The following is a 17,159-nucleotide window of genomic DNA, read 5'->3' on the forward strand; positions in this document are numbered from 1 at the left end:
CCCTGTCATCCCGTGGCTTGACCACGGGATCCAGAAAAACAATTAAAAATATCAATATCATTGATATTTTTAACTGGACCTAGTTCCCAAGTCACGGGGTGACATAGGTGGGGCTGGTTCACTCTTATTTAACTTCCCCTTTTGTTTCCAGATTCTTATTAATAATTAACCCTGTAATTACATCATAAGCACGAGCAAATTGGTAATCTTTTTTGTATAATTCAGATAATTCGTTATCTTCTTGTTTGTTATTTTTATCTTTTGTTTCTTTTTTACTATCTTTATTTTTGGATGAATTATCTTTTTCGGCATCATTCTTCAAATAATTTTTTAAAGAACTTTCAGAAAAACGTTTATCTATTTTTTTAACCTCTGGATATTCTACTTTTGCTGGTTCAATTATAATATCAGGCTCTATACCATCTGCTTGAATAGAACGACCGCTTGGTGTGTAATATTTAGCGATAGTAAGTTTTACAGCTGCTCTTTGATTAATTTGAGTCAAAGCCTGAACTGAACCTTTACCAAAAGATTTAGTCCCAAGTATTATCGCTCTTTTATGATCTTGCAACGCTCCTGCTACTATTTCCGCAGCTGAAGCAGAATTGCCGTTTATCAGGACTATCATAGGAACTTTTGGAGCTTTCAGTGAAAACTCATTTGCTTTGGTTTCAGTATCGATCAAGTTAGCTCTACCTTTTGTCGTCAATATTATACCGGAATCAATAAAGTAATCACTAACAGCAATTGCCTGTTCTAGTATACCTCCTGCATTATTACGTATATCGAGAATAATACCTTTAATATCGTCTTTACTTTCAGATTTAAGCTTTTTTACTGCTGCTTTCAATTCGGAGATTGTTGATTCGTTAAAAGTAATAATACGTATATAAGCAATATTATTTTTTTCCAAATGTGCTTTTATTGGGTTCATTTTCACTATTTCACGAGTAAGCTCTATATCTTGTGGTTTTACCTCATCGGCTTTTATAACCAGTAATTTAACTTTAGTCCCCGGCGTACCTCGCATTTCTTTCACGGCTTTGTTAGGACCAATTGTAGATACTAACTCGTTATTCACCCCAACTATGTAATCCCCTCCTTTTAGACCAGCTTTGAATGCAGGCAAATCATCAATAGGAGATATTATTTTTATAGCCCCGCTATCATACATTATGGTAACTCCAATTCCGCCAAACTCACCTTTAGTAAATGTAAAAATATCTTCAAAATCCTCACCTGTGTAATAACCTGAATGCGGATCAAGCGAATTTAACATGCCGTTAATCGCTTCATCTATCATTTTTTGTTTATCTGGTATTTCTACGTATTCTTTTTCAACACGTTCAAATATTTCCTGAAACTGCTTATAAGCTTCTTCGTTTGTTATTTTATTTTGAGGCTCTTTCGTTTCTTCTTTAGTAGCGGCAAATACAGAAACAAAATTTATAGTAAAAAATAATGCTATAATTAAACGTAAATACATAATACTCCATTTTCATTGTCATCCTGTCATTGCGAGGAGAAACTGTAAGTTTCGACGAAGCAATCTTAGGAGTCTTGTACTACTTCATGAGATTGCTTCGTCGCTTCGCTCCTCGCAATGACGCTTATCTTAAATATCCAACTCGTTAATAATCTTATCCATTTTAACTAAAGCCTGTTCATAAATAAATTGGAATCTTTTTTCCGGCTTTTTGCCCATCAAATCATCTACTATTTTATCAACATTTTGAAAATCTTCTAAAGTAACCTTTAATAATGATCTTTTTTCTGGATGCATGGTAGTTTCTTTTAACTGCATAGGCATCATTTCACCGAGTCCTTTAAATCTACCAACTTCAATCTTAGCTTTACTACTCTTGGATAATTTATCTGTTAGTTTGGCTTTTTCCTCTTCATCATTTGCATAATAAGTTTTATTAGACTGCGTTAAGCGATAAAGTGGTGGTTTTGCTAAATATAAATGTCCATCTTCTACTAATTTTGGCATTCTTAAAAAGAAGAAAGTCATTAATAATGAAGCTATGTGAGCACCATCAACATCGGCATCAGTCATAATAATTATTTTCTCATAACGCAAGTTTTCTTTTTTATAATTCTTCATACTACCACAAGCAAGAGCTATTTCTAAATCTTGTATAGCTTGGTTATTAACTATCTTTTCAAGCGTAGAGCTTGCAACATTTAAGACTTTTCCCCATAACGGCAATACCGCTTGCGTTTCTCTATTACGTGCTTGTTTAGCTGAACCACCTGCCGAATCACCTTCTACAATAAATAATTCTGTACCTTCTGGTGAAGTTCTTGTGCAGTCAGCAAGCTTACCGGGCAGACGTAATTTTTGCGTAGCATTTTTACGAGAAATAGTTTTTTCATTTTTCTTATTTAATCTAAACTCAGCAATGGCTATAAAATGCTCAAGCAAATTATTAGCTATAATTTTGTTGCTACTAAGAAAATGGTCAAAATGGTCTTTTATAATATTTTCAGCAGGTTTGCTTACACCTTGAGATACTAATTTTTCTTTAGTTTGCCCTTGAAAAGTAGGCTCGGCTATAAAAATAGATAGTACAACACTTGCAGTTTCTAAAATATCTTCAATAGTTAGATTAGCGGTTTTTTTATTCCCAACCATTTCACCATATGCTTTAAGTCCGCGTAGTAAAGCAGATTTAAGACCTTGTTCGTGAGTTCCGCCTAAGGGTGTTGGGACTGTATTACAGTAAGATTGAATAAATGCCGAGCTATCATTATTTTGCCAACAAATTGCCCATTCAAGCTTTATGCCGTCTTGCTCTGATTCAACATTCCCAGAAAAGATTTCTGGCGTAATTAAATCATCTGGTGTTATTTTTGAGCTTAAATAATCTTTTAAACCATTTGGGAAGTTTATTAATGCTTTCTTAGGTACATCGCTAGATGCTTCAATTTCACACTCCCATTCTATAGTAACACCTCGATATAAATAAGCTTTCGATCTTGCAAGCTCATAAACTTTTTTAGGATTAAAATGTAGTTTTTCGCCAAAAATTTCTGGATCAGGGATGAAGTTTATCGATGTACCTTTTAACCTTTTAGGTGTTTCTTCACATATTAATTCGGTTAATTTTTCACCTTTTGCATAGCTTTGCTTATATAATTTACCCTGCTTATATACTTTAATTTCTAGATGTTCTGCTAAGGCATTAACTACTGATACCCCAACACCATGCAACCCACCAGCAGTTTGATAAACATTGCTTGAAAATTTACCGCCAGAATGAAGCGTAGTTAAAATAACTTCTAATGCTGATTTATTAGGGAATTTAGGATGATTATCGATAGGGATTCCACGACCATTATCCGATATGGTTATACTGTGATCCTGATGCATTTTTATCGTGATAATACTTGCAAAACCGGCTACAGCCTCATCCATAGAGTTATCAAGCACCTCAGAGACTAAATGATGCATAGCATTTAAGTCTGTGCCACCAATATACATACCAGGTCTTTTACGAACAGGTTCAAGCCCCTCTAATACTTCAATATCTTTTGCACTATATGTATTGTTAACTATCTTAGGTTTTTTTTCTTTGTTGAAGCTAAATAGATCGCTCATAAGTTAGAATTACGATTAAAAAAGAATTTTTTATACTTCTTTAAATTAAACTATTTAGTATAGAAAAGCAATTATGGTTTGAAGAAAATATATAATTAATAATAATGTAAGACGAGTATTAGTAACCCTTAGCTTTGGTCAGCATACACGCTATATTAGTGTTTCCACGTGCTATGGCGATATCTAGAGGATATTGACATTCAGAGTTTAAAGTAGAAATTTTTATGCCGCGTATTACTAAATATTTTGCTAGATAATAATTATCTTTATAAACAGCAGCGGTAAGTAATGTATCACCTTTATTATTTTTTTCTTGTAATATAGGGTAAACATCAAGTAAAACACGTAATTTAGAAAGGTTATTTCTATCGATTGCTCTAAAAGAGTTATCTATTGCACTACAATAAGATAAGGTAGCGGTAATATCTTTTTTCTTATTTAGATCGTTGTCATATTTAACGAGACTTTCTACAGCTTTTCTTCTATCAGCATTTGCTATCCATTCTGCTTTTTTCTGGAATAGCTTAATATATGAATATATATCCATCTGATCTAAAGTAGCCTGCTCGGTTAACTTACCAAGTATAATATCATCATCAGGTAATAATAACATTTGGCTTTCGTCTTTAGCAAATTTCGTTGCTGATTCCGTTAGTTCTGTATTAACGATATTATCTTGCTTCTTAACAACTACATTTGAAGAACTTACTGGAGTGCTTGTATTTTGTGGTTGTACCTGTTTTTGATTAGCTGGAGCTGAATTGTTAGCAGCATTAGTATTATTAGAACCTTGATTCTGATTTGCAGATAACACTTCAACAGGCTTTAATGGAGTATTCCAATCTTGTTTTTTCGGCGAATTTACATCGGCAGTAAATGTTTCTTTCGAATTATCAGTTTTGGCTGAAGAATCGGTTGTAGTTGGCATTGTTGCAGGCGGAACTACAGGCTGTACCGCTGGTATAGGCGTATTACTAGGTGCAGTTGGTGCTGTCGGTTGATTAACTGTAGGTACAGGCGTATTAGGCGTAGATGGTGTTGCCGGTACAGGTGCAGGAGTTGTTACTGGCGGTGTTACTACGTCACTTGCTGTAGGCTGATTAACTACAGGAACAGGAGTAGCTGGCATTACTGTTGGTGCTACCACTTGAGGAGGGGGCGGTGCAGTTACATTATCTTGCTGTTCATTCGCCTCTGGTGGAGGAGTAAGCTTTATATATTGATGCGTAGGTGGCAGAGCAATAGGTTGATATACTTGGGTACGTGGTGCAGGTGGTACTACATAGCTGCCTGGACGAAGAGGTGGATTAGATATAAGAGATCCAGCTACTTTAAGCTCGGGCTGTGTTTCTTCATTATTTGCAGTATTAGGCAAAGGCGTACTATTTGCTTCTTTGTTATTAGAAGATGCCACATCTTTTGTATCATCATGAGAAGCTAAATTCGTATTAGTTTGATGAGTCTGATTGCTTGCACTAGGCAATGTTGCATTACCCATATCTATAAAAGGCTCAGATGCTTCTTTTTCACTATTCGTATCACTATGTGAAGCTAAATTCATATTAGTTTGATGAGTCTGATTACTTGCACTAGGCAGTGTTGCACTACCCATATCTATAAAAGGCTCAGATGCTTCTTTATCATTATTTGTATCATTATGTGAAGCTAAATTTGCATTAGCTTGATGAGTCTGATTGCTTGCACTAGGCAATGTTGCATTACCCATATCTATAAAAGGCTCAGATGCTTCTTTTTCACTATTCGTATCACTATGTGAAGCTAAATTCATATTAGTTTGATGAGTCTGATTACTTGCACTAGGCAGTGTTGCACTACCCATATCTATAAAAGGCTCAGATGCTTCTTTATCATTATTTGTATCATTATGTGAAGCTAAATTTGCATTAGCTTGATGAGTCTGATTGCTTGCACTAGGCAGTGTTGCACTACCCATATCTATAAAAGGCTCAGATGCCTCTTTCTCGCTATTTGTATCATTATGTGAAGCTAAATTTGCATTAGCTTGATGAGTCTGATTGCTTGCACTAGGCAGTGTTGCACTACCCATATCTATAAAAGGCTCAGATGCCTCTTTCTCGCTATTTGTATCATTATGTGAAACTAAGTTTGTATCAGTTTGATGAGTTTCATTGCTTGCATTAGGCAATTGTACTTCGTTTTTGTTAGATTCTTGTGAAACTAATTTATCACTTGGCTTATCTTGTTGTGCTTGCGGGTTAGGCAATGGAGCTTTTTTTGGTGATTTATGGAAAAATTGTTTAATCTTATCAAAAATGGACATAGATGATCTAGAGTCAGAAGTAGGCTGCTCATCTTTGCTTTTTATATCAGAATTTTGTGATGGCATAGGTAATGGCGGCGGTGCAGCAGCATAGCTTTGCAACGCAACTAGGGATAGACTTATAAAAAATAATATCCTGCATAATTTATTTAACATATATTTCCCTATTAAATAGTTATTTGAGTTTATCATCTTGTAGCAGCTTTACCTGCGTGGCTCAATTTTTCCGTCATTGCGAGGAAAAACTGTAATTTTTGTACGTGTGCAATTACAGGATGTTTAACAAGATTGCCACGTCGAAACTACGTTTCTCCTCGCAATGACGCTTAACCTAACATTCTCTACTTCCTATTATTTTGTACTAATTTTTTTATTTCACTCTCTACTAATTCTTTTACAAGCGAAGGTAGGTTTTTATCAAGCCATGTTTTAAGTTCCGGCTTTAGCATTTCGATTACTAATTCTTCAAGAGCATTTTTAGATGAAACATTATTATCTAAATTTTTATCTTTAATAGTTGAGGTGAAATCTTTTAAAATATCATTTACTTTTTCAGCAGATTTAGTTGATATTAGCTCCTCTTCATCTTGGTCTATTATTTCTGTTAACTCAAGTATATCTTCGTCCTCATTGTTTAAATTTTTACGCTCGTTAATTACTCCTTTAACAGATTTTAGAATGTCTTCTATCGACATATCTTGGCTTTCCTTACTCACTAGAAACCTATAAACATTTTCTTTTTAATAGTCTTAAATTCCTCTTCAGGACTGAAGTATTTTACCTTAAGCTTTAAACTTTGAGCAGTTAACTCACCAGTTAATGATTTCATTTGATATGCAGTAAGTATAGAGGCTTTATAAGCATCAACACGTGTTATTTTTGCATCATAGAGCTTTTCTTCAGCACTTAAAACATCTAACATTGTTTTAGAACCTACTATTTCCTCTTGTACTGTACCATCATAAGATATCTGAGCTGCCGCTACTCCTTGATCTGCTGCAATAATACGAGATTTTGCTGCTTCAAAACCCTCCCATATACTTATAACATACGCCTGCACTTGTCTTATTGCACCATCAAGCTGTATCGCACTATTTCTTGTTTGATTTTTAGCTGATCTAATTTTTGAATATTGAGCTCCTCCATTTGGATAAATAGGAACATTAACAGATAACGTAGTAGTAACATTTCTAGTATTTATTTGCTCAGTGTTTAAATTTTGCGGATTATAATTAGTTCTACCAGATTGCAATTTTACACTTACTTGCGGCAATAATTTTCCCTTTTCTACTAACTCTTGTGCTTTTGCTGAAGTTACGCTATGTCTTGCTGAATCAATATCAGGATTTAAATTAACAGCTCTTTTTGTTAGCTCATCTAATGAATTTGGCAATCCTTGAGGTAAAATAGGCATAGCTATATCAGTAGGTTCTATACCGAATACCCTAATAAAGTTTGCTTTTTTTGCTTGGAAATCAGCATAAGCGGTTAGCTTATTCGTTTCTGCTGCTGCAAGCCCTGCTCTTGCAGTTGCTATATCTATCTCAGTTGCTTCACCAAGCCTTAATTTTTCTTCTACAGTGTTTACTTGTTGGATATTAGTACGAACTCTACTTTCTGAAATATCATATTTCTCTTTACTTTCAAAATAATCAAGATAAGCGGTGATTAAATCTAATAATACTTTTTGCTCACTAGAATAATATTGACCACGTGACGATCTAAAAGCTGCCTGTGCAGATCTAAGAGCAGCAACATCTGAACCACCATTAAATAAAGATTGTTCAATTACCACTGTCGCTTGATTATTATCTACTTCCGGGGGGCTGTTAAGTTGTTGAGCATATCTCCTAGCATATTTGGTTTTACTATTATTTCTGTTAACACTCAACGCTGCATTAGGCATAAATCCTGAAAAAGCTTGAGGAAATTGCTCAATAGAATTAACAAATTTAACTCTTGCAATCTTCAGATCATTGTTATTTTTATACCCTTCTGTTAAAGCTTCTTGCAAATCTATTGCAATAACGGGAGAAGTTAGTAATAATGAGAAAATAAATATAGTTAACTTACGCATAAATTTTTTAAATGAGTTGGTAATATGGTAGTAAGATTAGTTTAATCTTTCAAGAATATAGCTATTTTTAAGTTAGATAATATAATACTATGTAACAATGTTAGCACGTAATATAACAAAAATTAATTCTAAGGGCAATGATAACTATTTTATATTTCATTTTTCTACACAAAGCGTTACAATTAATTAACAATTGATAATAAATAACATATATGCCTAAAACTCTAATAGATTTTTCTCAGTTTGTTGGTTTAAGTAAAGAACAAGAAACAGAGTTATTAAACCTTTTAAAAAGACTAAATAGTTTTTCTGGTTCTTTAAAAACTAATATAAAAGATTTAGAAGCTAATATTCTTATTATTTTAAAAAGCTCCTTAAAAGAATTAGCACAAACTGAAAATTTAGATTTAGAGAAGATAGAAAAACTTTTTAACAAAACAGTAAAAACATCTCTTAGTGAATTATCAAAAGCTTTAGATAAAACTTATCAAGATCAGTTAAAGACAAAAGATATATTTCTATTTGACGGAATTATCGTAGAAAAATGTTTAAGTGTTTTAGAACAAGTTCTAAAATTTCAAAAAGAATTAGATGAAGTTTATCCTGGTGCTTCTAAGAAAATTATAACATCATTAGAAAATATATTAATTACTGTAATTGCAACTCAACTACCTATTCTTTCAACGTTCATAAAAGCAAGCGGTATACTTGAAAAAGTCAATAATCTCATCGACCATGAAAAACTATTGCCAAAAATAAAAAAATGGCATAACGATATTAAAAATATGCAACAAGAAATAAAGGATAATAAAAACCTTAAGGATGTTTATAAAAAAGCTGAACAAGTTGCCGAAATTTCAGAAATATCCAAAGATCCTGTTAAGAAAATTATTGAAATTTCAAAAGTTTCAGAAATATCAAAAGAATCTATTGAGAAAGTAATTAAAATAGCAAAAAATCCTAATAATGAATCATCGTTAGATTACGTGATAGAAGCTAACAAAGCTATACCGCAAACTACTAAAGAGGTAGAAGAAAAAATATCAAAAATAAAAAGTGATGTAGAAAAAGCACTTCCTGAAGAGATAAAAGATGAAAAATTGCATTCCATCAAAAATACTATTAGTGATAGATTAAATAGTACAAAAACAGAATTATTAAAAGCAGCAAACCCTGAAACTCCTTTTGTTGATAAAATAACTTCTTTATTTAAAGCAGCAGAAGCAGCTACCAAAATTGCAAGTGATGTGAAAAAAATAGCAGGAGTAATACCAGGGGGACAAAAATTAGAAAGCGTTATAAGCGGGATAATAACAACTAACCTAATACCTAAGCCGATTTTAACAATAGCTAAATTAGCTCCTGAGGTAGCAGAGTTAGTTAAAGTAGGTAAGGCAATAATTACAGTGCTTTCCAAATCACAAAACTTAAATCAAACACAAGGCAGGTCAAAAAGTGCTTAATACTCATATTTTAATTGCTATAGGATGTTTATTAGTATTAGTAATATATTTAATATATAAAACAGCATCACGTAAAAAAAATATTACGACTTCTGGAGAAAATAATTCTGAGGAAACTTTTGCTCTTAATAACAAAAATCAGGATAATAAAAAACTCACCTTACAAGAACGAATAGAATTATCTTGGAAATTTCTTTATGACATTACAGAAACTATTCTCAATAAATTTACTAAAGATGATATAACTTTAGTGAATAAATGTGGTCGTGTTTTACTTGAAAACGGAGCACGCTATGAACATATAGTTGATCTGGCGATCCCTCGTGCCAAATCCCATACTCAATCTGTAGAGCAAGAGCAAACTAAAGGCAAAAAAACTTTAGGGGTGTAATTTTTCTACCTTGAAAAAAGCATATACTCGACGTATAAACTACTCTATCCACTTTTCATTTATTAGCGATATAAAATCCTTGTAAATATTTTTTTAAAAGATATTATTAGAAAGTTATAGTTAAAAATAATTGCAATTAATGAGCAAATTGAAACAAGGAACATTTATCACTTTTGAGGGAGGGGAAGGAATTGGCAAATCTACCCAATGTCAAATGTTATACGAATATCTAAAATCCCAAAATATTCCCGTAATTTTAACCCGTGAAGTTGGCGGCACTAGCGTAGCAGAAAAGATGCGTGAGATCCTAGTGCATACCGATCTACTGCCGATGTCTGAACTACTGCAAGCTATGGCAGCACGTTATGACCATATGGTAAAAAAAATTATACCGGCTTTACAGGCAGGGAAAATAGTAATATGCGACCGGTTTATTGACTCAACAGCCTGCTATCAAGGATTAGAGCTAGAAAACGGTATAGAACTCGTATATAATCTGCACAAAGACTTAATGCCGCCTCTTATGCCGGACATTACCTTTTTTATTGATGTAGAATCTTCTATTGCCATTGAGCGGGTAAATTCACGAAATATGAGCAATAAATTTGACGTAAGAGGGTTAGATTTTTACAATAAAATTTATGATTGCTTTAAAGGATTAAGTAAAAAATTTCCTGAGAGAATAGTAACAATTAAGGCTTCCGATCTTGATCCTACGCAAGTACACAAGTTAATAAAAAAACACTTAAATTTAATATGAATAATACCTATTATATTACCACTCCCATATATTATGTTAATGATGTCCCGCATATTGGGCATGCTTATACCAGCGTTGCATGTGACGTGATTGCCCGCTTTATGCGTCTTAGCGGTCGTGAAGTCATGTTTTTAACAGGCACTGATGAACATGGGCAGAAAGTAGAAAAAGCTGCTATTAATAAAAATATTGATCCGCAAAAATTTACTGATCAGACTTCTCAAAGTTTTCGTCATCTTATGACTGCCATGCATATTTCAAATGATGATTTTATCAGAACAACGGAAGAAAGGCATAAAAAAGCAGTAGCTATGTTTTGGCAGAAATTACTAGATAACGGCTTTATTTATGAGGGTTTTTATGAGGGCTGGTATGCCGTTCGTGATGAAGCTTTTTATGATGAATCTGAGCTAACAGCGGACAAATTAGCCCCAACCGGTGCAACTGTGGAATGGGTTAAAGAACCTAGCTATTTCTTTAATCTTTCAAAATGGCAAGATAAATTGCTTGAGTTTTATAAGCTAAACCCTGATTTTATTAGACCTATATCAAGACGTAACGAGGTCATCAGCTTTGTTAAGTCAGGTCTAAAAGATTTGTCCGTATCACGCACCACTTTTAACTGGGGTATCAAAGTCCCAAACGATAATAAGCACGTGATTTATGTATGGCTTGATGCACTTGCTAATTATATCTCAGCCCTTGGTTATCCTGATCAAAATAGCAATTACGGCAAGTTTTGGCCAGCAAATTTACAGGTAGTCGGCAAAGATATTCTAAGTTTCCATGCCGTTTATTGGCCTGCTTTCTTAATGGCTGCTGAAGTTCCACTGCCTAAGACAATTATGGCACATGGTTGGTGGACTAATGAGGGACAGAAAATTTCTAAATCACTTGGGAATACCATTGATCCGATTAAGCTGATAGAAGAGTTTGGTGTTGATCAGGTTAGATATTTTTTAATGCGTGAGATAACATTTGGAGCGGATGGTAACTTTGCCCGCAGCAATCTAATTACCCGTATTAATAGCGAATTATCCAATAAGATCGGTAATTTATTGCAACGTACTACTTCTTTTGTTTATAAAAATAATGATGGTAAAGTGCCGGCAATCACGCAAGATGCAATTAATAAAATATATGAGTTACCGCTTTTAAAAACAGCAATTAACTCTGCTAAACAGAATATTCTGCTAATGGAAAAAACCGAAATTAACAAGATTCTTGATAATATTATTAATTTAGCCGAAGAAGCAAATATTTATATTGATAGCGAAGCTCCTTGGAATTTGAAAAAAACAGACCCTGAGAAAATGCTAGAGGTGTTATATGCTCTGCTAGAAACTTTGCGTTATATCGCCATAATGCTTCAGGCTTTTATGCCAAGTTCTGCTGGTAAAATGCTTGATCAGCTAGGGGTAAACGCAGAAGAGCGTTTATTTAAGCATTTATCGCTTGAGTTTGCTTTAACACCAGCTAGCGATATTCTAGAACCGGTTATAGTATTTCCAAGGTTTGAGTAATATTTCACGTCATTGCGAGAAGAAACTGAAAGTTTCGACGAAGCAATCTCAGGATGCTTCACTGGATTGCCTCCGCCCTCGGCTTTGCCTCTCCTCGCAAAGGCATTGTTGCGTGGATACCAAATCGTCTGAGCTACACGACTGCAAGGAGCGTGGCAATCTAGAAAAAATAATAAAAAATGCTATAAGTTAACATTTTTTACTGGATTGCTTCGTCAAAACTTATAGTTTTTCCTCGCAATGACGGTCTCTACCCCCTTTCACTTATTAGAAACACATATGCTAATAGATTCACATTGCCATCTTAACTTACTAAAAGATGTAGAAATAGACAACATAATCAAACAAGCTATAGAAAATAACGTGCAATATATGCAAACTATTTGCACTAAACTTGATGACTTTCCGGTTATTTTAGAAATAGCGGAAAAATATAAAAATATTTTTGCATCTGTCGGTGTACATCCGTGCGAGGTAAATAAAGAACGACATTGCGAAGCACTGCAAGTGCTTTGGCAATCTCAGGAAATTTTAATGAGATTGCCACGTCAAGGCTTCGCCTTTCCTCGCAATGACGCTACAACAATTATAGAACTTACTAATCACCCCAAAATCATTGGAATAGGTGAAACTGGGCTTGATTATTATCACGAGCCTTATGATAAAAAACTACAAAAAAATTTCTTATTACATCATATAGAAGCTGCGGCTACGACAAAGTTACCGCTTATTGTTCACACAAGAGAAGCAGACCATGATACTATAGATATTTTAACCTCGGAAATGCGTAATAATAAATTTCCTGGGTTGATACATTGCTTTACTTCTTCAAAAAAGCTAGCGGAAAAAATGCTAGATATCGGTTTATATATTTCAATGTCAGGTATTATAACTTTTAAAAATGCAACTGATTTGCAGGAAATAGTTAAATATGTGCCACTTGATAGGTTACTGATTGAAACCGATGCACCTTATCTAGCCCCTACCCCTATGCGTGGCAAACAAAACGAACCGGCTTTCGTTAGATATGTTGCTGAGAAAGTCGCCGAACTCAAAAATATCCCCTCCAAAGAAGTAGCAAATGCTACTACTAATAACTTCAAAACATTATTTTCTAAATTTATAAATTACGTAAATTCTAGTGATTAATAATTAAAGAATGTGCTAAACATTCTGTAGGAAAACAAGCAAAACTTTGGTCTTTCGAAGTAAAAACAGAAATTACACGCAGTAATTTACGAGAGTCTTTTTTTCAAGCTTTGTCAAATTCCTCTTGGGCTCACTTTGGGTATTTGGTTGCTGCTGATTTAATTGAAAGTAAACAAAATGATACTCGACATGAATTAGAAATGCTATGTGCAAGGCATGATATAGGCTTCATTTTATTAGACAAAAAAGATCCTAAAAATAGTAATATATTAATTCCGGCTAAAGAAAAGTCCGAGGTTGATTGGAACATAGCTAATAGACTAGCTGAAGAGAATAAAGATTTTGAGAGTTATCTAAATAAATTTAATACATTTTACAAAAAACAAAGTATAACTGACTTAGTTGGTTTGATCCTGATCCATATTTTAAAAAATCTAAAAAAACAAACCAAAAACTAAAAAGAAAAAATAACTATTAACCCACCAATTAAATACCTGACTTAAGAGGCATATTTAACATCATCGGCTTGGAACAATTTTTGTATATGCTTAGGATTGTTCTGTAAGCAACGTAAATAAGATTTAAGATTGTATTTTAACTCATCTTTTGTAAGAGGTATATGTTTTCTATTTACATTTCTTTTTAAGTCATTATTTAAGTATTCATCTGGATTATGTTGTGGAGTGTCATTGCTAAAGTAAAGGGGACCACTAAATTGCACGAAAAAGGGACCAGAGAATTTGGTGTAACCTAATAAGGTTATAATGTGCAATATTCACTAGATAATTAATTAAAATAAATATCTAGTGATACAATGATAAGAATAAATATGTACACAACAATTATCACCCTTTATAAGCAAGGCAACAGTCAAAGAAATATTGCCAAACTAACAAGGATAGACCGTAAAACAGTAAGAAAAATAATAAATCGTTACGTAGAGTCTGGTACAGAATATCCTGCACCCTATGAACGATCTTCAGCACTGGATTCTTGGCACGAACAAATAATTGAGTTATTAGAAAAGAATCTAAGTTACATAAGAATTTTTGAAGAGTTAAAAATTCAAGGTTATACAAAAAGTTATGGTTCGCTAACCCGTTATATCAAAAAATATAAGATTCAGAATAACAGTTGCATTCGTTTTCATACTTTAGCAGGAGAGGAAGCACAAGTAGATTTTGGTGACATAGGCTTACAGTATAATGCCCAAGGGCGTAGAGTTAAAGCATATGTGTTTAATATGCGTTTAAGCTATAGTCGCCTTGATTATTATGAAGTAGTGTTTGATCAAAGTTGTAAAACATGGATACAATGTCATATCAATGCATTTAATTATTTTGCTGGTAGTCCAAAAGTAATAAAACTTGATAATCTTAAAGCTGGGGTGGTAGATAGCAATTTCTATGAGCCTGTATATCAGAAGGAATACAAACGTTTAGCTGATCATTATGGGATTTTACTTTCTCCTTGTCGTATATATCAACCTCAAGAAAAAGGCAAAGTAGAATCAGGCATAAAGTATGTCAAAAATAATTTTTTTGCTGGACGTAAATTTCATAGATATGAAGAATTAATACACGATCTTGCAAACTGGTTAAATAAAGCAAATAACCGAATACATGGTACTACTAAAAAAATTCCTCAGGAACTATTTGAGCAAGAAGAAAGTAATAATTTAATGCCCTTACCATTAGAAACGTTTGATTTATCATCGTGGCATAATCGAAAAGTAGCAAAAGATTGTCATATCACCATAGATAATAATTATTATTCCGTACCAGCAAAATATATATACAGTGAAGTATTGGTACAATTATCACCAAACCTTGTTCAAATATTTTCTATACAAAATGATTTAATAGCAAGGCACGTTAGAGTAGATGGCAAAGGAATATTTACCACTAATCCGTCTCATTATGCCAAATATAAACGTCTATGCCCAGGTTTTATAGAATATAGCGAACATTATCAACAACAAATGCAGCAGATAGGCAATAATTGCAGTTTATTATTAGAGTTATTACAACAAACACGAGTAAATGATTGGCAACGTTGTGCCAGAGGTATTATTTCTTTACGTAAGGTTTACAATGATGAGTTAATAGATAAAGCCTGTCATAGAGCATTACATTACGGTATAAGTTCTTACTCTAAAATTAAGAATATCTTAAATAGTAATGCAGTAAACTTACCATTGCCAGAGTTTGGAGGTCAGAATGCAGAACTTGCTTAATGACCTACGTAGTTTTAGATTATCAGGTATAGTCAATAGCTTAAATGAAAGGATTATTTATGCTCAAAATAATAAACTAGGATTTAAAGAATTTCTCTCACTATTATGTGAAGATGAAAAATCTCACCGTAAGGATAATAATTACCGTCGTCGTAAAAATGCTGCTAAATTACCGGTAACTAAAAATTTAGAAGACTTTGATTTTCAGTTCCAACCAAGTATTGATACCAAAGTAATAAGTGATTTATCTACTTGTGATTATATTAATACTAAGGGCAATGTCATATTCATAGGTAATTCTGGAACTGGCAAAACTCATCTTGCTATTGGATTAGCATTAAAAGCTTTAACACGAGAATACTCTGTATATTTTACTACGGTATCGGATATGCTTTATAATTTACATATTGCAAGAGCAGATAATAGCTATCACAAAAAAGTTAAATTACTCTTATCATTTGACTTATTAATTCTTGATGAGTTAGGTTTTAAGCAATTACCAAAACATTCAGTAGATGATTTTTTTAATATTATTGCTAAACGATATGAAAATAAATCTACCATTATCACCACAAACAAGGATTTTGAAAGATGGAATGAAATATTTGCTGATGAGTTATTAACTCATGCAATTATTGATCGAGTAGTACATCATGCACATATACTAAACATCACAGGTAAAAGTTATCGTATTAATAACTATAAATCTGGAGGTAATATGACATAAAAAATTTTAAATAAAGTGGTCCCTTTTTCACGTAATTTAGTGCTCCCTTTTTATTTGACAATGACACTTTTAGAGCTTCAGTAATAATTTTTATACTTTGGTCACTTATAGTGCTGCCCATAAAATCGATAGCGGTAATTGTCTTGATAACTTTTAATTTATCTGCAACCAATTTAGCAAAATCATCTATTATTATTTGATAACAAAGACTGACAGAGGTAGGATCATGAAAAAATTTATTTACTGTTTCAGCAAGTTCGTTATTTTTTGAAAGTATTTGTTTTTGCTGTTCCTCATATTTCTTTTCTACCTCCTTTTCTGTATTTAAGTTCTGTGCTTTTTTCTCTGCTATAGTTTTATTTCTTTGTAAATATTCATTAATTGTTTCTAATATTGTCTTACTTATATTGTTTCCTGAAAGGTCAAGATGAGTTAGAGAGTCATTATCTTTAAGTGCTTCAGCGATGAACTTTGCTCCAGTGTTGCCTATTTTGTTTCCTCCAAGGAACAGCATAGTTAAATGGTTATTAGCTTTAAGGGCAGCAGCTAATTCTTTTGCTCCAGAATCGTCTATTTGGTTCTTATGAAGATTAAGCATAGTACCATGATTTCTTAAGTTATCTGCTTTTTGCTTTAATCCTCTTTTTTCTAGAAATTCTATTAACTTTTCATGTGAGGTTTTTGCTGCTGATACTTCTTGTGGAGTTTGAAACTGTCCTTTAAACATACTTATATCCTTATCAAATTCTATAATTTTTAATATTTTGTTAAAAATGAGCTATGGGAAGAATCTAGATAAGAAGATTTAAGAATGCAATAGAAATTTAACTAAAGATACAAATTAATAACTTAGAGTAACTAGGAAAATATAGCTATTAGTAAGGAATAAAGGGAAATAATAGAAAGTTTTAATAACTAGTAACAATT

General features: G+C 33.0%; 15 protein-coding genes. 8 read left to right on the top strand and 7 right to left on the bottom strand.

The window, feature by feature from the left end; all coding sequences use genetic code 11:
* Window positions 1-124: 124 nt before the first annotated feature.
* The 5 genes from AAGD54_RS02535 to AAGD54_RS02555 form a co-directional block, all read right to left on the bottom strand.
* Window positions 125-1,486 carry a S41 family peptidase gene (locus AAGD54_RS02535; RefSeq protein WP_341788792.1) on the bottom strand — a complete coding sequence of 454 codons (1,362 nt, stop codon included), beginning with the start codon at window positions 1,484-1,486 and terminating at the stop codon, window positions 125-127.
* A gap of 129 nt (window positions 1,487-1,615) precedes the next feature.
* Window positions 1,616-3,604, bottom strand: a complete 1,989-nt coding sequence (parE, locus tag AAGD54_RS02540; protein ID WP_341788791.1) for a DNA topoisomerase IV subunit B — start codon at window positions 3,602-3,604, stop codon at window positions 1,616-1,618.
* Window positions 3,605-3,722: 118 nt separating this feature from the next.
* Window positions 3,723-5,393: an ankyrin repeat domain-containing protein gene (locus tag AAGD54_RS02545; RefSeq protein WP_410526056.1), complete on the bottom strand. Its 1,671-nt coding sequence runs from the start codon at window positions 5,391-5,393 to the stop codon at window positions 3,723-3,725.
* Window positions 5,394-6,247: 854 nt separating this feature from the next.
* Window positions 6,248-6,601, bottom strand: a complete 354-nt coding sequence (locus AAGD54_RS02550; RefSeq protein WP_341794930.1) for a PopZ family protein — start codon at window positions 6,599-6,601, stop codon at window positions 6,248-6,250.
* A gap of 20 nt (window positions 6,602-6,621) precedes the next feature.
* Window positions 6,622-7,983, bottom strand: coding sequence for a TolC family protein (locus AAGD54_RS02555; protein WP_341794931.1), 1,362 nt, complete (start codon window positions 7,981-7,983; stop codon window positions 6,622-6,624).
* Between the two features lie 212 nt (window positions 7,984-8,195).
* Between AAGD54_RS02555 and AAGD54_RS02560 the strand changes: the two genes are divergently transcribed.
* The 6 genes from AAGD54_RS02560 (at window position 8,196) to AAGD54_RS02590 (ending at window position 13,727) form a co-directional block, all read left to right on the top strand.
* Window positions 8,196-9,446, top strand: a complete 1,251-nt coding sequence (locus tag AAGD54_RS02560) for a hypothetical protein (RefSeq protein ID WP_341794932.1) — start codon at window positions 8,196-8,198, stop codon at window positions 9,444-9,446.
* Complete coding sequence (locus AAGD54_RS02565; RefSeq protein ID WP_341794933.1) at window positions 9,439-9,837, top strand: DUF2660 domain-containing protein; 399 nt, start codon at window positions 9,439-9,441, stop codon at window positions 9,835-9,837. The genes AAGD54_RS02560 and AAGD54_RS02565 overlap by 8 nt, the downstream gene beginning before the upstream one ends.
* A gap of 139 nt (window positions 9,838-9,976) precedes the next feature.
* Window positions 9,977-10,597 (top strand): dTMP kinase, encoded by a 621-nt coding sequence (gene tmk / locus AAGD54_RS02570; RefSeq protein ID WP_341794934.1) that lies wholly within the window; start codon window positions 9,977-9,979, stop codon window positions 10,595-10,597.
* Window positions 10,594-12,120, top strand: a complete 1,527-nt coding sequence (gene metG / locus AAGD54_RS02575; protein ID WP_341794935.1) for a methionine--tRNA ligase — start codon at window positions 10,594-10,596, stop codon at window positions 12,118-12,120. The genes tmk and metG overlap by 4 nt, the downstream gene beginning before the upstream one ends.
* A gap of 279 nt (window positions 12,121-12,399) precedes the next feature.
* Window positions 12,400-13,269 carry a TatD family hydrolase gene (locus tag AAGD54_RS02585; RefSeq protein ID WP_341788784.1) on the top strand — a complete coding sequence of 290 codons (870 nt, stop codon included), beginning with the start codon at window positions 12,400-12,402 and terminating at the stop codon, window positions 13,267-13,269.
* Between the two features lie 110 nt (window positions 13,270-13,379).
* Window positions 13,380-13,727, top strand: a complete 348-nt coding sequence (locus AAGD54_RS02590) for a hypothetical protein (protein WP_341794936.1) — start codon at window positions 13,380-13,382, stop codon at window positions 13,725-13,727.
* A 41-nt stretch (window positions 13,728-13,768) separates the two neighbouring features.
* On the opposite strand, the gene AAGD54_RS02595 is transcribed toward AAGD54_RS02590, so the two are convergent.
* Complete coding sequence (locus tag AAGD54_RS02595; protein ID WP_341794937.1) at window positions 13,769-13,990, bottom strand: hypothetical protein; 222 nt, start codon at window positions 13,988-13,990, stop codon at window positions 13,769-13,771.
* 108 nt (window positions 13,991-14,098) lie between these two features.
* Between AAGD54_RS02595 and istA the strand changes: the two genes are divergently transcribed.
* Complete coding sequence (gene istA / locus AAGD54_RS02600) at window positions 14,099-15,505, top strand: IS21 family transposase (RefSeq protein WP_341794291.1); 1,407 nt, start codon at window positions 14,099-14,101, stop codon at window positions 15,503-15,505.
* A complete protein-coding gene (gene istB / locus AAGD54_RS02605; RefSeq protein WP_341794290.1) occupies window positions 15,489-16,232 on the top strand; it encodes an IS21-like element helper ATPase IstB in 744 nt (247 codons plus the stop codon). The genes istA and istB overlap by 17 nt, the downstream gene beginning before the upstream one ends.
* On the opposite strand, the gene AAGD54_RS02610 is transcribed toward istB, so the two are convergent.
* On the bottom strand, window positions 16,198-16,959 hold the full coding sequence (locus AAGD54_RS02610) for a hypothetical protein (protein ID WP_341794938.1): 762 nt from the start codon (window positions 16,957-16,959) through the stop codon (window positions 16,198-16,200). The two genes, istB and AAGD54_RS02610, sit on opposite strands and share 35 nt — an antisense overlap.
* Between the last annotated feature and the right edge of the window lie 200 nt (window positions 16,960-17,159).

This window comes from Rickettsia endosymbiont of Rhinocyllus conicus (genome assembly GCF_964026465.1).
In the GTDB taxonomy this organism is placed as follows: Bacteria; Pseudomonadota; Alphaproteobacteria; order Rickettsiales; family Rickettsiaceae; genus Rickettsia.